Source organism: bacterium, assembly GCA_035529855.1.
Taxonomy (GTDB): Bacteria; RBG-13-66-14; B26-G2; order WVWN01; family WVWN01; genus WVWN01.
This window is the reverse complement of the sequence record DATKVX010000006.1, coordinates 1-16229: the sequence shown is the minus strand read 5'-3', so window position 1 is coordinate 16229 and position 16229 is coordinate 1. Positions and strand designations below refer to the sequence as shown.

The window sequence follows — 16229 nt, the reverse complement described above, 5'->3', positions numbered from 1 at the left end:
CGGAAGAACCCGCTCCGGGAATTATAGTATCCCGCCCCGTACGCGGCAACCTTTTCATCGGGCCCGCGCGAACCGATTACGAAATCGATTAACGTTTATATTGGAACGCGGCGCGAGGCTGAGTTATAATGACGGCGTCACGCAGCGCGTAAAAGGGGAGATGACTAATGTGGCGCGAAATCCTAATAAGTGCGTTTCTGGTCGCGACGGCGAGCACCGTCGCCGGCGGCAAAGAGGCCGAAACGGCGAAACCGTGGGTAAAGATTAAGCCGGACGTTTTACCCGCCGGGGCCGTCATTCCTAAAATCACTTTCGAAGTTATCATGCCGGTGGACGCGCCGGCGGGTTCGGCGGTCGTAATCGAAATCCCTTTCCACTTCGGCCTCCCGCAGACCGACGACCCCAACGGCGAAAACTACCTGAGCGGGAAACCGCCGCGCGGGGCGGAGCTCGGTTTCTCGGCCGAAATCGAGAGTGCCCGCGGTTACGTCATCCGGGCGACCGTGAAAAAAGGTATATTGAAGCGCGGTGCGAAATTCAAGCTGTTCTTAACGCGCGAGCATACCCACCCCTTCAACCAGGACGAGAAGGCCTTCGCGACGTACGTGAAGGGGCCGGGCGGCGACGGCGGACGGCCTACCATCGCCGAGGGCCGGGCGACGGTGGTACGCATCCCGGCCGGGCCGGCGGCCCAATTCCGCGTCGTGGCACCGACCTGCGTTACGGCCGGTGAACCGTTCGCGGTCAAGGTCGCGGTCTTGGACCAAAACAACAATCCCGCGGGCGAACCTTGGAAGGGGGACGTCACCCTCTCGGGCGAGGGGGTAACGGGGCCCGCGGCGGCCTCGATTAAAAAGCAAAACGGAAACTACCTCGAGCTCGACGGATTCTCCGTAACCGCGCCGGGGGTATATCGCGTCGACGTTCGCGGCGGCGGCCTCGCCGGCCGGAGCAACCCGGTAGTCTGCCGCCCGAGCTGGGAGCGGCGCATATTCTGGGGCGACGTACACGGCCACTCGGCTTTCTCGGACGGCATGCGGCAGCCGGACGAATACTTCGATTACGGCCGGTACGTCGCGTTGTTGGACGTAACGGTCCTGACCGACCACGCCGAAAACCTGTACGGCGGCGAATGGGGCAAACTAGTCTCGATAACCAACGCCAAGAACGACCCGCCGGCCTTCGTGACGCTCCTGGGATACGAGTGGACCAGCGACGCCTGGTCCGGCGGGTACGGCCACCGGTGCGTATATTTGCGCGGCAAAGGCGGCTCGTTCTATCGCGCGTACGACGACCCCACGGATACGCCGGAAGAGTTGTGGGCGAAGTATCGGCCCGGCGAAGTAATTACGATAGCGCACCACACGCTCGGCGGCTTCAGGTGGGACCACGTCGACCCGGCGTACTCCCGTTGCGTCGAAATCGTGTCGCACTGGGGCGTTTCGGAGTACGAGGGCAACCCGTTTTGGAAAGGCCGCATGTGGCGGGGCGGCGGCGTGGTGGACGCGCTGAATTCGTATCATCTATTGGGGTTCGTGGGCGGCGGCGACAACCACAACGGCGCGCCCGGGCAAAACCGCGGCCCGAGTCGTATGCGGCAGATGTGGTACATCGGCGGGATCACCGCGTTTCTGGCCCAAGAAAATACGCGACAGGCGATCTTCGACGCGCTGTACGACCGGCGGGTTTACGCGACCTCCGGCAACCGGGACTTCGTCGACCTCGCCGTCGACGGCGCCGGTATGGCGAGCATTACCCCGGTCAAGGAGCGGCCGCTGGTCGAAGGGGAGGTCGCGACCGAGGGCGTTATAAAATCGCTCGAAGTTGTCCGCGGCGGCGAAACGGCGTATACGGTACCGGACGCCGCGGGCCGCAGCTACGTCCCGTTCTCCTGGCGCGACGACGGGTACGACGGCGCGCCGAGCTACTATTACCTGCGCGTCATTTCCGAAGACGACCACACAGCGTTCGCGACGCCGGTATGGGTCGCGGGCGGCGAGTGGCTGTCGATAGACGCGGCGCAGGGCCGCGAACTCGGGCCGGGGGAAAAACTTACGTTCCCGCCTCCGAACAACCGCGATTTCGAAAACTACGCCGTTCGCCTAAAAGCGACCGCGGCCGGCCCCGGGGAAGTCAAAATAATCGCGGGTGGGGAGGCCGTCGCGACCGCCGAAACGGCGGCGGGCGAACAAAACATAACCCTTAACTTCAAGGTGCCGCCGCAGAAGTGGGACGTCCGCCTCGCGTACGAAGGCGCCGCGCCGTTAAACGTAACCGAAGCGTGCGTCTTCCCGTATCCCTGGCGCGAGCCGCGGTGGGTAGGCCGCTGGTGGACGTTCGAGGCCGAGGATACGAAAAAGACGTTTATGGGTAACCAGGTCGAGGACGCCGTCGCCTCGGGCGGTTCCGCGCTGCGCGTTTCGCCGGCCGACAACTTATACGAGAAGACGGTCCTGTGGGGCCCGTACGAGGAGCTGGAGCGCGGCGAATACCGGGCGTACTTTTACCTTCGCGCCGACGGCGCCGCCGCGTCGTCCTCGCCGGCCGCGGAGATAAGCGTGGCCATCGCCCCCGCCGGCACGCGGGAAACCCCGGAGCCGACGACGGCCAAAGTGCTCAGCGTATCCTCGCTCGCGAGCGGCCAGGACTATAAAAAATTCGCGCTGGATTTCGAACTGCTCGAAAAGTCGGTCTGCGAATTCAAAGTGAAGTATATCGGTAACGCGATAATATACGTGGACAAAGTGGAGGCCCAACAAGTCGCGTACGAATAACGAGGCCGCGGGGCCCGACCCAAAGCGAAGTCGCGGCCGACGGCCGGAAACCTTTTGACAAAGACGGCACGTTAAGTTAATTAATTAAACGAACGCTGGGTCCGGTTTCTTTCCAACGGAAACGGGGCCTACAAAAAGGAGGTATCCCGTAATGGCGAAAGACCCCGTATGCGGTATGGACGTCGACGAGGCGACCCCGCCGGCGACGACGGAATACAAGGGTCAGACGTACTATTTCTGCGCGCCGGGCTGCAAAGTGGCCTTCGAGGCCGACCCGGAGAAGTACCTGGGCGGCGAGGAGAAAAAAAGCGGCTGCTGCGGCGGCTAGGGAGTCACTCTCGGCGAAATAAGGCCGGCCTTGGTTCAAGGCCGGCTTTTTCTTGTGACGAATAAACCTCGCCCGCAACCTACTTTTAATAGAACAACCGGATACTACTCGAGCGGGCCCTTACGCTCGACGCACGTGATGCCGAAACGCTCGAGCTCGGCCAGGACCGGCTCGTAGATTTCGGGCAGCACCGGGATTTGAACGCCCGCCAGCGCAATCTTCCCCTCGAGAATCAGGCGCGCCGCTATCGCCGCGGGGAGGCTCACCGTGCGCGCCATCGCCGAGTCGCCGCCCGGTACGCCGAAGTCGACCAGCGTCGACGTGACGCGCTCGCCGCGGCCGCCGTAGCCGACGTCGAACTCGTGGTGCAGCACGATCATGTCGCGCTCGCTTTCGCCGTAGGGACACTTTTCGGCCAGCCGCTCGGCGAGGACGTCCATCGGCGCGGCCTCGGCCTGCGGAACGGGCTCGTCCGAAAAGAAGCCCAGCCACTCTAGCCGGCCCACAACCGGCGAATCCTCCGCCACGCCGGCCCGGGCCGCGAACGCGCTCTCGGCGTCCGCGGCGTCGACGCCCAACGCCCGCGCCGAGAACCCGCGGTACGTCAACCCCTCGCAGTTTAGCGGCGCGTCGTCGAGGAAGCCGAGCCGCGAAAGAGCGAGCCACGTCTCGCACCACCCGGCGTTTCGCAGCGTCCCCCGGAACATCGTCTCGACGTACTTCAAGCCGTAGGTCTCTACGTACGGCAGCGAGTCGCGGTTGGGATAGCACTCGAACTCGCCGGCGCCCGGGACGTCGACGGCGCGGCAATCGGCGAAAAGCTCGTCGCCCGGGACGTTCACCTCGCGGCCGCGCTCGAGGTATCGCGCCGCGTTGCGCGACGCCAGAATGACCGCCCGCGGGCTCCAGGAGAACTTGTATCCCCAGGGATTGGTGTCGGCCTCGGGCGCGGGAAGGCCGCCGCAATAAGACTTAAAGGAAACGACGCGGCCTCCTTCGCGCTGCGCGGCGTGTATTACCTTCATCGCCGACATATGGTCGATGCCCGGGTCGAGGCCGATCTCGTTCAGCAGCAAGACGCCGGCCTCGCGCGCGCGGTCGTCGAGGGCGCGCATCTCGTCGCTCACGTACGACGTCGTAACGAGCGGCTTGCCGTGGGCCAGGCAGCGCTCGGCTATCGCGACGTGATAAATATACGGAACCAGGCTGATGACCAGGTCCGCGGCGGCGACGTCGGCGTCGAGTTTTTTCTCGTCTTGTACGTTCAGCGGCTGCGCGAGGCCGCGCTCGCGTCCCGCCACCAGCGCCTCGGCCTTGGCCACCGTGCGGCTCGCCACCGTAACGCGGAAATCCGGCCGCGCCAGCAGGTAGTCGACCAGCGGCTTCGCCACCATCCCCGCGCCCAATACTAATACGTCTTTCGGCATAATCCCGGCCTTTACTTTATATACTCCTCGATATACTTGTAAGGCGGCGTGAACTCGCCGCGGTAGAGGATGGTCGCGGCCCTTATGGGCCCGGGCAGCTCGACGGCGTCGAAGGAGCCCCGCCAGGCCGCCCGGGCGATGGGTGCCACGTACGGCTCGAGCCGCTCGCCGAAATACGCCGACGAGTCCCGCGGCAACTCCGCCGGCAGGTTGGCCACCGCGAGTATGACCGGGCCGTTCCCGGCGACGCCGTCCACCGCCTCGCCCCGGTCGACGTCGTAGACGTAAACCGGCGACGCGGAGTCCACCTGTTTGACGGTCGCCTCGATGCCTCCCTCCACGTCGCAACTTATGTCGCCAACGACGCGCAACCGCGGTTGGGAGCCGCCGTAGAGCGACGCCAGGTCGGCCTTCGTTACGAAACGGGGATACCGCGCCTCCCAATAGATGCAGTTGACGAGGACGGTGACGTGCGGCAGGTACGCCGCCAGAACCGGCCTGTACTTTTCGGGGTGGTCGTAATAATCCTGGAGGTCGAAAGCGGCGCCCGGCTCTTTCGCCTCGACCATGTCCTCCTCTTTGAAAACGACCTTATAAACCACTTTGTCCGACGGCTCGGCTCGCGACGCTATCGCCGCCACGTCGCCCGGCGCTATCTCCTCGTGCGGGAGGATGTCCAATATCTCCTGGGCGCCGCGCGAGACGTTGCCGTAGCCGGCGAAGGCCACGGTCAACGGCGCCAGGCCGGCGCCGACGCCCTCGGCCGCGACGCGCTCGCCCACTCCCGCCACCGCCGCCCGCGCGGCCGCCAGGTCCTCGTATTCCCACGCGGCCTTGAGCGCCGCAAACGGCGTCTCCCGCCCCTCCCAGGCGAGCCGGCGGCCCAGCGCCCACAGCGTATCGATCATACCGGCCAGGCCCGCGTACCGGCCGAAGAAGACCAGCCGCCGCCCCTCGTCGTCGACGACGCGCTCGTAATCCACCAACGAGCACCGCCGCTCGACGAGCCGCCGCAGCATCGGCATGTTGGCGGGTTGCCCCTTTATTACGTGCGAGAAAAAGACGTACGTTTTATCGGCGAGTATAAGGTCGGGCGGAATCTCCTTCACGGCGAATATGACGTCGCCCGGACCCAGGTCGTCGGCGACCGTCGCGCCGGCGCGGGCGTAGGCGTCGTCGTCGAATACGCGTACGTCGGAGGGTTGGACTATGACCGACAAGCCCTCGTCCGCGACGAGGCGCGCCACTTCCCGCGGCGTCAGCGGCGCGCGCCGCTCCCACGGGTTGACGTCTTCCCGGCGTATGCCTATGGTGGGTTGGTTCATTTCCGCGCGAAAAAAACAGTGTACCGCTCAAAAAGCGACGCGACGGCAGGCGGGTGAAATACCTCTCGTGCGGCGCGAAAGATACCACACCGCCGCCGATAAATCAACCCCGCGGCTTGAGGCCGCGGGGCTGGTTTTACGAGCGGGCGGGGGCGGAGTTTAGTGGTATCTCGTCTCGGTGGCTGCGGCGCCTGCGGCCTTCATCACCGCGGCGTCGGGGCTGTCCTCATCGTCCGCCTGTTCTTCCAACTCCTCCATGTCGTTGGCGCTGTCGAGGAGGGCCTGGCTCTGGCCCGAGGCCGCGCGGTCGCGGCTCAGCTCCTTCTGTTTCTTCAAAAGTTCCTGGGCCTCGCCCCGCCGGCCTTCGGCGACCAGCCGCTGGGCCTTGTCCATCGCCGCGGCGTTCTCCATCAGGTACGCGGTATTGACCACTTCCGGAACCTCGTTGGCGGCCACCACCTCGACCTCCGGCACGAAGTGCATCGCGAGGCGGGTGGGGGGCGACGTTACGGCCTTCTTAACGAATTGGTCGTCGTAGCGGACGGCCACGGTACCGAGGGACACGGTCTTCTCCTCGTTTACCGCCGGCAGCTCGAGCTCCACGAAGACGGTGTACTCCTGGCTCGAGGCGATGTCGCCCACCGGGATCTCGTAGCGGCCGCCGCCCAGGTCGCGATACTGGTAGCCGTGGACCTTGGCCACGCGGACGCCGGGCTCCAGCGCCAGGTCTACGGCGATGCCGCTCGCCGCGACGTTGACGATGCCCGAGAGCTCGCGGGCGAAGATAGTAGGCACCGCGCTCGGCTTGTCGATGTAGTAGTAGTTGCCGGCGCCGCCGGTGGCGATGAGCGTCAACAGCTGGTCGTCGTAATCGGCGCCCACGCCCATGGCGGTGGTGTACACGTCCTTCTTCTCCCAGTCGCGGGCGATGGAGGCCAGCTTCTCGAGGTCCGTTATGCCCTCGTTGGCCAGGCCGTCGGAGAGCAGGATGACGCGGTTGAGGTAGTTCTTCTTCTTGCCCTTCTTGGCCTGGGCGTAGCCTTCCTCCAGGCCGGCCGAGAGGTTGGTATTGGTACCGGCAAAGAGCTCGTCTATTTTAGACTTCAGGAGCATCTTGTTCTCGACGCGGGTATTCTTCTCGACCACCTTAACGTCGGAGTCGAAAGCGACGATGCTGATGCGGTCCTGCGGGCCGAGGTTGTCGACGACGTACCGGGCCGCTTCCTTGACGTACTCCAGCTTGCCCGCGCTCCTCATCGAGCCCGAGCGGTCGATGACCAGGCAGAGGTTCAGCGGCGGCCGGTCCTTGGTGACGGCGGCCGGGACCTCGCCGGCGCGGAATTTAAGCTCGAGGTAGGCCGTGGCGGCGGTACCCACCAGGCCGTACTCGTTCCCCAGGATGGGCCAGAAGGTGAGCGCGTCGCTGGAGTGCGCCGGGTCGAAGGAACCGTGCAGCGGGTCGTACGAGTTCAAGACTATGGCCTCGCCGGTCAGGTCCGATATGACGGCCATAGCGAGCGTATCCACCATCTGCAGCGCCTCGTGCTCGCCGGCGCCCTCCACCTTCGCGGCCGCTACGACCTCGGCGGTCGCGACGTCGATGACGTGGGCGTCGAGGCGGAGCGCGTTCGAGACCGCGGCGATGGAGCCCGCGACGATGAGGTCCGCCCCCAGGAGCTTACCGACCTTCTGCGCGTTCGCCGGGTCGACCAGCGCGGACCGCTCCAGCTTGAGCTCCGCCAACACGTCGTCGAGGTTGTCGCGCGTCACGACCTTGAGGCTCTGCGACTGCTTGAGGTCCGTTACCAGCATCTTGGCCAGCGCGAGCTCGAGGTAGTCGAGCTTGGTCGAACTCGAGGTGTTGACGAACGGGAGGACCGCGATCGCGGCGTCTTTGTAGTCGGCCTCGCCGCCCCCGGCCGGTAACGCGACGCTCATCGGCGCCAAGTCGGCCGCGGCGAGGGATACGTCGACCGCCGAAGCCGCCGCGCCGCAAGCCGTAATTACCAGGAATATTAATACCTTTTTCATATGCCGCTCCTCTTAATTATGGCGTTGATATCCGTTCCGAAAAAGTTACCGAGGTTAATAAGGCCGTCTTTGCCTATATGACCGCGGCGGCCCGGGAATAGTTTAACCTGCAATAAAAGCGAGCGTTAAACCGTTAGCCCCGCCGGAGGGTCGTAAACGTAAAGACGGCACCACTTACACCGGAGGCCGATATGCATTTCAAGGCAACTTTATTCGTTATTATATTGCTGCTCGCCGGCTGGGGACGGGCGGCCGTCCTGGAGGAAGTCGCCGCGGCCGCGGCGACCGCGGCCGAGGAAATGGTCGCCGGCGTCGAGGAAGACGAGGGCGGCGTCGCCGTGACCAACTGGACCGACGGGTATATAGAAGTTACCGCCGTCGGCGCGGCCAACCTCGCGCTGGCGCAGAGCAAGGCCCACGCGCTGAGCCAGGCCGAGGAGACGGCCCGCGCCCTCGCCTACCGCAAACTCGCCGAGCGGATATACGGCGTCCAGGTTAACTCCCGGACGACGGTCAGCGGCGCGGTCGCGACGAGCGACGCGCTGACGACGCAGACGCGGGGCCTGGTCCGCGACGCCCACGAGGTCAAAGTTTCCCACGAGATGTTGGACGACGGCTCCATACTGTGCGCCGTAACGCTCTCGGTGCCGATGACTACGGCGCGCGGCCTTGCCGCATTAGCGGCGGAGGTCCCGGCGGCGAACGCCGGCGCGCCGGCCTATAAACCCGGAACCGTCCCCACGTCGGTCGGCGACTACACCGGCGTCGTCATAGACGCCACCGGCCTCCCGGCCGACCCGGCGCTCGCCCCCACCCTTCTAACCGAAGACGGCTTCGTCGTCTACGGCGCCGAGACCCTCGGGCCGGCGCGCGTGTCCGCGCTGGGGGTGGCGTCGTACGTGAAGACGCTCGAGCAGGCGCAGGAGAAGGGCGCCGGCGCCCAGCCGCTGGTTATAAAAGCCCTCAAGGCCGTGGGCGAATACGCCTGCGACCTGGTCCTGCCCTCTCAAATCGTCGACATCCTGTTCCAGCTCGACGCGCAAGCGGACGTTCTCAAGGGCGGCCGGCTGGTCATCATGACGCGGGGGCTCGAGTGATGCGCGCGCGGGCGGGCGTGCTGCTGGCGGCGTTGCTGGCCGCGGCCGCGGCCTACGGCGTCGTCGTCGTGGGGCGCGCGCCGGCCACCGGCGACGCGGCGGCGGACCGCGAGGCCGCTCGAGCCAACGCGCGGCGCCGCGCGGTGGAGGAAGCGGTAGGCGTCATCGTCGACGCCACGGTCCGGCTGGAGAATCAACTGCTCATCGAGGACGAGGTTTACACGAAATCGAAGGGGCTCGTCACGAACGAGGTCGTCACCGGCGAGCGCGAGGTGGACGGCTTCTACGAGGTGACGCTGAGCTGCGACGTCGAGGACCTGGGCCTGGCGGCCGAGCTCGACCGCCTTAAGAACGCCGTCGTCGTGAGCGTCATCGTCAAGGACGCGGCGCCGGCCGAGAGCCGCCTCGTCGAGGGGATAATACGCGAGCGGTTGGTGGCCGCCGGGTACGCCTGCCTGGACGCGGCTTACCTGGGCGGCGCCGAAGGCCAAAAGGACTTCGCCGACGCCGATACGCTGCCGCGCGGCGAGCTCCAGACGATGGGCCGCAGGTACCTGGCGCAGGTGATACTGTACGGCGAGGTATCCACGGCGGACGCCGGCGTCGTCGGGGACGAGCTGCCGTACGTCGGCGAGAACCCCTTCGCCGGCCTGCGCATCGCCCACGCGGCGGGCAACGCCCGGGCGGTCGATACCTCGTCGGGCCAGATCCTGGCGGAGCGGCAGGCGCGCCCGGCTGAGTTCCGGGGGTTCGGCGAGGACGAGGAGGCCGCGGCCGCGGACGCCCTGGTCCGCCTGGCCTCGAGCTACGCCGCCTACTTCGACGAGGCGCTCGCGGCCCTCAAATAAGAACGCGCATCGGAGGATACCCTCCTTTAGTCACGGCCGGCTCGAGCCGGCCGTCTTTTTACTTAATAACGCGCGCGTTTTTTGGTAATATACCAACGCATGATCCCCATCAAAGACAGCCCCCGGGCGCAGCGGTTCCCGTTCGTCAACATCGCCATTATACTGGCCAACGCCCTCGTCTTCTACGTCGAGCTGACGATGGGCCCCGGGCGGCTGGAGGGGTTTATAAATCACTACGGCCTGGTCCCGACGCGGCTGATGGCGGTGGACTTCTCGGCGCCGGCGTCCGTCGTCGCCGGCGTGATACCGCTGGTCACGTCGACGTTCATCCACGCCGGGTGGATCCACATAATCGGCAACCTGCTCTTCCTGTGGATATTCGGCGACAACGTCGAGGACCGGCTGGGCCATCTCGGCTACGCCCTGTTCTACGTATTGTGCGGCGTGGGCGCGGGGCTGGCCCACGCGTTCCTGACGACGGCGATATCGGGCGGGTCCGCGGTTCCGACCATCGGCGCCTCGGGCGCCATCGCCGGCGTGATGGGGGCCTACTTAGTGCTCTACCCCAGAGCGAAGGTCCTCACGTTGATACCGGTCATCTTCTACGCCTGGTTCATAGAGGTGCCGGCGTGGATCTACCTCGGCATCTGGGTATTGATTCAATTGTTCACCGGCGTACTCGACTTGGCGGGCGCGACCAGCGGCGGCGTCGCCTGGTGGGCGCACTTGGGCGGCTTCGTCGCCGGCGTGGTATTGATTTGCATCTTCCCGAAGTGCCGGCGCCATCGCTACCAGACGGCGCCCTAACGCGACGAAAGAAAACGCCGCCCGGCGGAGGGCGATATGAAATTTCTCGACCTATTTTGGATATTCATAGTAATAGCGCTCGTGCTGCCGGTACTGCAGCGGAAGTTTATGGAGAGCCGGCGGCTGGGCGCGATGCGCGCCATCGAGCGGCGCCGCAAGAGCCGCGTAATTGCGATGGTCCACCGCCAGGAGACGATGAGCCTGCTGGGCTTCCCCATCATGCGCTTCATAGACATAAACGACGCCGAAGAGGTCATGCGCGCGGTGCGCCTCACCGACGACGACGTGCCCATCGACTTCATCATCCACACGCCGGGGGGTCTGGTCCTGCCCACGGACCAGATCGCGTCGGCGCTCCTCGGCCACCCGGCCAAGGTCACCGTCTTCGTGCCGCACTACGCCATGTCCGGCGGGACCCTCATCGCGCTGGCCGCGGACGAAATAGTGATGGCGCCCAACGCCGTCCTGGGCCCCATCGACCCGCAGATCGGCGGCTTGCCCGCGGCCTCGATAATCAAAGTCACCGAGCTCAAGCGCCCGGGCCAAACGGACGACCAGACCCTCATCATGGCCGACGTCGCGAGGAAAGCGCTCGAGCAGCTGCGCCAGCGCGTTAAAAACATACTCCTGCGCCATATGGAAGTCCACGCCGCCGACGAGTTGGCGGTTAAGCTCACCAAGGGGACGTGGACCCACGACTACGCCATCACGTTCGACGAGGCACGGGAGCTGGGGTTCGCGGTGTCGGACGAGATGCCGACCGAGATATATCAGTTCATGTCGTACTTCCCGCAGGCCAAGCGCTCCCAGCCGTCGGTGCAGTACGTCCCGGTGCCCTATCGCCGCGAGGCGCCGGCGGAAGGGGAGAAGGGCGGGAAGGGCGACTAACCTAACCTTATTTATGCCGAAAAAAAGCCGCCCCCGAGGGCGGCTTAATAACATGAAGTTCACGTTAAATTAAAATAAGGTGTAGGTCGCGCCGGCCGTTAGTTCAAAATAAGCATCGTTCCAATTCTTATTAACCGGTACTTCTCTCTTTATCGTAACACCCCCGACAGTCTCCTCCATCGTCCCTTCGTGGGTGCCTTTATTGAATATGTAGTTGAAACGAGGCCCCACGCTAAAACTAAATTTGCCTAATTCGTAGGCTACCGCCCCCCGCAGTAAATTCCGGCGCCGTCTATACTTACCTCAACGGGGTAAGCCCAACCCCCCAAACCGTCTTCTTCGACCGTACTTACTACTCGAGTATCGATAAAATAATACCCGGCCCCGCCGCTACCGTATAACGCGATTTTCCACAAGTTAACTTTAAAATTCGCGCCCCCGGTAACCGTTACGGCTTTTGTGTCCTCCACCCAATAATAATCTTTTTTAGAAGGGGGATATCCGAAGTGGTAGCCGGTCCCGATTTCCAAACTGTAACGATTATTCACATTTAAGAGCACCTTACCTGAAATTTGGCCGCTCTCCCGTAACGCAAACCCCTCTTCCGCGGCCATACCCCCCGTCGGCACCGCGTAACCGCCGAAGACGCCTACCGCCAACCCCATCCCGTACGTCGCGCCGGCGTAAAATAGGCCGACGGCGAGAAAAGCCCATATGAAGTATTTCCTAAGCATAATACTTCCCCCTTTCTTTAGTATTCTAAAGAAAATTTATACTTTGTCAAGTATTATTTTTTATAAACAACCAAATTTGTCATAATAAAAACATATCAAAGCTATCCGTTCCAATATCGCCGTTGCGGCCGGCGCCGCCGCTGTGTTATATTCCCGTCAATAACCGGAATTATTAAAATGGAAAAACGGGAACGGGTTAAAAACCGGCTGAGCTCCGTATTAAAGGCCGCGCGCGGCGCGGGCCCCCGTTTCGACTGGGTTCTAAGCGTCGGCCTCGGCCTGGCGGCCTTCGCGCTGTACCTGGCCGCGCGGAACGTCTTCTACAGCTACGACGCGCTGGGCTACGCCGAGGCGGTCGAAAGCGCGCCGTTCGCGCAGTTGCTGCATCCCCACCACGTTTTATACGACCCGTTGTGCCGGGCGGCCTTGGCGTGCGTCCGGCATTTGGGCTTCGCAGGGCGGCCGTTGGGCCCCATGCATTTCGTATCCGCGGCGGCCGGGGGCCTGGGCGCGGCTTCGCTGTATATGTTATCCCGAACGTTGGGCGCCGGCCGGGCGGCCGCACTCCTCGCGGGCGCCGCCCTCGCGACCGCGGCCTGCTATTGGAGGGACGCCGCGAGCGTCGGCGTATACGTCCCCGCGGCGGCGGCGGCCCTCGCGGCCCTCTACGTCGCCGCGAAGGTCCCTGCCGGAGGCGCGAAAACCGCGGCTCTCGGCGGCGGCGTCCTCGCCGTTGCCGCGCTCTGCCACCAAATAAATTTCCTCCTCCTCCCCGCGGCGATAATATACGTACTGACGGCGGGAACGGCGAGAGGTAAAAAAACGGTCGTCCTCTTGACCGCGTACGTCGCCGTCGTCGCGCTGGCCTACGTCGCCGCCCCCGCGGCCGTCATACGCTTTAAGACGCCCGGCTCCTACCTGGATTGGTTCTTCTTCTACGCCCGCATGAACCGGTGGGGCGGCCTTTCGCCGCGCAACGCCCTCGGCGCCGCCGACGGCCTGGCGCGGGTTTTTTACGTAAACACTTTTTGGGACAATTTCGCGGCGCCCTTCGCGAAGGGGAACGCGCGTCACCTCCGCGTGGCGCTGCCCCTTTGGCTCGCTGTGTTTGTCTGCGGCACGAACCTAACGTTATGGTTCGTGCGCGGCCCCGCGCGCCGCGGCCTCCTCCTGCTCGGCGTCACGTTCCTTACGTACGCGGCCTTCATATCCTGGTGGCTGCCGAATCACGTAGAATACTGGTTGGTCCCGGCGGCTTGCCTCCTGGCCGCGGTCGCCGTCGCCGTGTCGGCGCGGCGGCGGTGGTACCTCGTTTCGCTGGTCGCGCTCGCGCTGGCCTGGCTCGGAGTGACCAACGTCAACTGGCGCGACGGGATAAAGCCCCAAACGCGGCTCGAGGCGAACGCGGACTACCGCGCCGGCCTCGCCCTCGGCGGCACCATTCCCGAAGACGCCTTGGCCTTTCTCTCCAATTCGCCGGCGATAACGCACGCGCGGTACTTCGGCGGCCTTAGGCGGGCGCAGTCGCCGAACTGGGTCGTAAACCGATGGCGGGGCGACGGCGAACGGGCCGCCCGGGTCATCGAGGAGATGGTGCGCGGCGAGTTGAAACGGGGCCGCCCGGTTTACTTCGGGGGCGACGCTTTCCACGATTTGGGCGGCCCGCCGGTACGCGACCTGGGCGAGCGTCTCCTGGCTAGAGGGCGCCCCGTCGGCTCGTACGCGGGCGCGGGCGCCGGCGAAACGGTATACGTCCTGATGCCCGCCGACGCAGATTTTTAATCGACATCCGGTTTGGCGCGCGCCGGAGCGGCCGAGCCGGCGCGCTTTTTACATCGCCGTTGCGGCCGCGCGCTCTGTTATGCTATATTCCGGCGAGGTATTAAATTATGGAGAAAAAAATCGCCCTCGCGATACTCATAGCTGCGCTTGCCGCGGCCGCGGCCCACGCGAAAATCGTAACGTGGTTCGGCCAGGACGTCTCGGTGCGCGACAAGCTTCGCGTCATAATAGGCGAAGCGGAGAACGACGTCGTCGTCGCGATGGACCGCTTCACCGACTACAACCTGGCCGACGCGCTCATCTTCGCCGCCCAGCGGGGACGCCGCGTCCGCGTCATCATCGACGGCGACAAGAGAAACCTGCTCACGGGTAAAGCCCTCGGCGACCACCTCAAAGGCGGCGGCGTAGAGGTCATGTACGACCGCAGCCAATCCAACCTCTACGACCGCTTCCTGGTGCTGGACGAGCGCTTCGTCATCGTCGGCTCCTACCCCTTCATCGAGGACGCGCCGTCGTCGCCGATGACGGACCTCGTCGTAATAGACGACGCCGACCTCGCGAAGCAGTACCTGGAATTTTTCGATTTCATTTGGAACCTCACGAAGTAAGGCCGCCGGCAGGACGGGAGCGAATATGACCGCCAAGAAGGACGAGCCGCTCAACATCGTCGTCGCGCTCTCGCACGACGCCGACCCCTACAGCGCGCTGCGCGACGCCCTCGCCGCCACCGACATCCCGGCCGACAGATACCAGCTGGCGCGTTCGCTGGGCAAGAAAGATTTCGAGGACAAGATCGGCGACGTCGACGTCGCGATCGTGTGGCACTTCGCGCCCGAGCTGTTACGCAAGGCCAAGCGGCTCAAATGGGTTCACTTCGCGATGGCGGGCGTGGACGACGCGCTCCACCCGGCGCTGGTGGAGAGCCCGGTTTTGGTGACGTCGTCGGTAAGCGTCCACGCCCAACCGGTGGCGGAACACGCCTTCGCGATGATACTCGCCTTCGCCCGGGGCTTGGTTATCGCTTCGGCCAACCAGCACGAGCGGCGCTGGGCGCGGCGGGAAGTCGTCTACAGCATACACGAGTTGCACGACATGACGCTGGGCGTCGTCGGCCTGGGGCACATAGGGCGCGCCGTCGCGGGCCTGGGCAAGGCCTTCGGCATGCACGTCCTCGGCGTAAGCCGGCACGGCGCCCCCGTCGAGAACGTCGACGAGGTCTACCCGCCCGACGGCCTCGCCAAGCTCCTCACCCGCGCCGACTTCGTCGTGCTGTGCGTGCCCCTCACCGCCGAGACGCGGGGCATAATAGGCGTCGACGAGTTCCGCCTGATGAAAGAGACGGCGTACCTCATCAACGTGGGGCGCGGGCCGCTGGTGCGGGAGGATATGCTGCTCGAGGCGCTGCGTCACCGGTGGATCGCCGGCGCCGGCCTGGACGTCTTCGAGAAAGAGCCGCTCCTCCCCGACCACCCGCTCTACAACCTGGACAACGTCATCATCTCGCCCCACGTCGCCGGCGTAACGCCCCACTACTGGGAACGGATGGCGAAGCTCTTCGTCGACAACTTCCAAAAGTTCCTGGCCGGCGAAGAGCCGCCCACCAAAGTAGACAAGGAGCGGGGGTACTGACGGCCGGAAAGGCGGACGTGGGGGTTCGGTTAAAAAAGATCTGCGGGCCGTTGGCGGCGGTGGCGATGCTGTCGGCCCCCGGGCGGGCCGCGAGTTGGCCCCCGGCACCGGTGCCCACGCTCGAGGAAGCGGTAGCCCAAGCGCCCAACATCGTGCGGGTCAAGGTGGTCGAGGTCCCGGCGGAGGGGCCGGTCCGCGCCGAGGTCCGCGAGGTCTACTGGGGCGACTTCGAAAACGAGGGATGGCTCGAGCCGACGTACGCCGTCCCGGACGAGGAGGGCGAGGGAGGGCACGACGTCGCCTTCGAGTTCAAGGTCGGCGAGCAGTACGTTGTCTTCGGCCGGCGCGACTTCGGCGGCCTGTACAGGCCGTTCCTCTTCTGGAATACGCGCTGGGGCGTCGCGGACGTGGTGGAGGATGAGCTCGAGCTGGCGCGCTTCGCCGAGGGGCCCCGGCGCATCCCGCTGGCCGAGTTCCGCGAGCTGGTGCGCGAGATCAAGTGGGGGATGTGAGATCGCTACGTGAAAATAACTTACGATACAGAGGCCGACGCGATGTA

The 16229-nt window shown here is 64.8% G+C and carries 14 protein-coding genes; 10 read left to right on the top strand and 4 right to left on the bottom strand.

Features of this window, described 5'->3' with window-relative positions; all coding sequences use genetic code 11:
* Positions 1–167 precede the first annotated feature (167 nt).
* Both VMX79_00350 and VMX79_00345 read left to right on the top strand, forming a co-directional pair.
* Positions 168–2774, top strand: coding sequence for a DUF3604 domain-containing protein (locus VMX79_00350; protein ID HUV85545.1), 2607 nt, complete (start codon positions 168–170; stop codon positions 2772–2774).
* Between the two features lie 151 nt (positions 2775–2925).
* Positions 2926–3102 (top strand): YHS domain-containing protein, encoded by a 177-nt coding sequence (locus VMX79_00345; protein HUV85544.1) that lies wholly within the window; start codon positions 2926–2928, stop codon positions 3100–3102.
* A 104-nt stretch (positions 3103–3206) separates the two neighbouring features.
* Here VMX79_00345 and VMX79_00340 read toward each other — a convergent pair whose 3' ends face one another.
* From VMX79_00340 to VMX79_00330, 3 genes are all read right to left on the bottom strand, one after another.
* On the bottom strand, positions 3207–4529 hold the full coding sequence (locus VMX79_00340; GenBank protein HUV85543.1) for a saccharopine dehydrogenase C-terminal domain-containing protein: 1323 nt from the start codon (positions 4527–4529) through the stop codon (positions 3207–3209).
* 11 nt (positions 4530–4540) lie between these two features.
* Entirely contained in the window at positions 4541–5854 is a 1314-nt protein-coding gene (locus VMX79_00335) for a bifunctional lysine ketoglutarate reductase /saccharopine dehydrogenase family protein (protein HUV85542.1), read from the bottom strand.
* Positions 5855–6013: 159 nt separating this feature from the next.
* Complete coding sequence (locus VMX79_00330) at positions 6014–7885, bottom strand: VWA domain-containing protein (protein HUV85541.1); 1872 nt, start codon at positions 7883–7885, stop codon at positions 6014–6016.
* 191 nt (positions 7886–8076) lie between these two features.
* On the opposite strand from VMX79_00330, the gene VMX79_00325 reads away from it, so the two are divergent.
* From VMX79_00325 to VMX79_00310, 4 genes are all read left to right on the top strand, one after another.
* A complete protein-coding gene (locus VMX79_00325; protein HUV85540.1) occupies positions 8077–8982 on the top strand; it encodes a hypothetical protein in 906 nt (301 codons plus the stop codon).
* Positions 8979–9830, top strand: coding sequence for a hypothetical protein (locus VMX79_00320; GenBank protein ID HUV85539.1), 852 nt, complete (start codon positions 8979–8981; stop codon positions 9828–9830). Before VMX79_00325 ends, VMX79_00320 begins: the two co-directional genes overlap by 4 nt.
* Positions 9831–9911: 81 nt before the next feature.
* Positions 9912–10637 carry a rhomboid family intramembrane serine protease gene (locus tag VMX79_00315; protein ID HUV85538.1) on the top strand — a complete coding sequence of 242 codons (726 nt, stop codon included), beginning with the start codon at positions 9912–9914 and terminating at the stop codon, positions 10635–10637.
* Between the two features lie 36 nt (positions 10638–10673).
* Positions 10674–11525, top strand: a complete 852-nt coding sequence (locus VMX79_00310) for a hypothetical protein (GenBank protein ID HUV85537.1) — start codon at positions 10674–10676, stop codon at positions 11523–11525.
* A 260-nt stretch (positions 11526–11785) separates the two neighbouring features.
* Here VMX79_00310 and VMX79_00305 read toward each other — a convergent pair whose 3' ends face one another.
* The gene (locus VMX79_00305; protein ID HUV85536.1) at positions 11786–12259 is read right to left on the bottom strand and encodes a hypothetical protein; all 474 of its coding nucleotides are present in this window, start codon (positions 12257–12259) and stop codon (positions 11786–11788) included.
* Between the two features lie 177 nt (positions 12260–12436).
* Between VMX79_00305 and VMX79_00300 the strand changes: the two genes are divergently transcribed.
* From VMX79_00300 to VMX79_00285, 4 genes are all read left to right on the top strand, one after another.
* The gene (locus tag VMX79_00300; protein HUV85535.1) at positions 12437–14041 is read left to right on the top strand and encodes a hypothetical protein; all 1605 of its coding nucleotides are present in this window, start codon (positions 12437–12439) and stop codon (positions 14039–14041) included.
* Positions 14042–14148: 107 nt separating this feature from the next.
* A complete protein-coding gene (locus VMX79_00295) occupies positions 14149–14649 on the top strand; it encodes a phospholipase D-like domain-containing protein (GenBank protein ID HUV85534.1) in 501 nt (166 codons plus the stop codon).
* Positions 14650–14674: 25 nt separating this feature from the next.
* The gene (locus VMX79_00290; GenBank protein ID HUV85533.1) at positions 14675–15670 is read left to right on the top strand and encodes a D-2-hydroxyacid dehydrogenase; all 996 of its coding nucleotides are present in this window, start codon (positions 14675–14677) and stop codon (positions 15668–15670) included.
* A 17-nt stretch (positions 15671–15687) separates the two neighbouring features.
* Entirely contained in the window at positions 15688–16182 is a 495-nt protein-coding gene (locus VMX79_00285) for a hypothetical protein (GenBank protein HUV85532.1), read from the top strand.
* The last annotated feature ends 47 nt before the right edge of the window (positions 16183–16229 follow it).

What these genes read in the sequence shown, in the direction of transcription:
- VMX79_00350 (HUV85545.1), top strand. Translation starts at nt 168, where the DNA reads ATGTGGCGCGAAATCCTAATAAGTGCGTTTCTGGTCGCGACGGCGAGC.
- VMX79_00345 (HUV85544.1), top strand. Translation starts at nt 2,926, where the DNA reads ATGGCGAAAGACCCCGTATGCGGTATGGACGTCGACGAGGCGACCCCG.
- VMX79_00340 (HUV85543.1), bottom strand. Translation starts at nt 4,529, where the DNA reads ATGCCGAAAGACGTATTAGTATTGGGCGCGGGGATGGTGGCGAAGCCG.
- VMX79_00335 (HUV85542.1), bottom strand. Translation starts at nt 5,854, where the DNA reads ATGAACCAACCCACCATAGGCATACGCCGGGAAGACGTCAACCCGTGG.
- VMX79_00330 (HUV85541.1), bottom strand. Translation starts at nt 7,885, where the DNA reads ATGAAAAAGGTATTAATATTCCTGGTAATTACGGCTTGCGGCGCGGCG.
- VMX79_00325 (HUV85540.1), top strand. Translation starts at nt 8,077, where the DNA reads ATGCATTTCAAGGCAACTTTATTCGTTATTATATTGCTGCTCGCCGGC.
- VMX79_00310 (HUV85537.1), top strand. Translation starts at nt 10,674, where the DNA reads ATGAAATTTCTCGACCTATTTTGGATATTCATAGTAATAGCGCTCGTG.
- VMX79_00305 (HUV85536.1), bottom strand. Translation starts at nt 12,259, where the DNA reads ATGCTTAGGAAATACTTCATATGGGCTTTTCTCGCCGTCGGCCTATTT.
- VMX79_00300 (HUV85535.1), top strand. Translation starts at nt 12,437, where the DNA reads ATGGAAAAACGGGAACGGGTTAAAAACCGGCTGAGCTCCGTATTAAAG.
- VMX79_00295 (HUV85534.1), top strand. Translation starts at nt 14,149, where the DNA reads ATGGAGAAAAAAATCGCCCTCGCGATACTCATAGCTGCGCTTGCCGCG.
- VMX79_00290 (HUV85533.1), top strand. Translation starts at nt 14,675, where the DNA reads ATGACCGCCAAGAAGGACGAGCCGCTCAACATCGTCGTCGCGCTCTCG.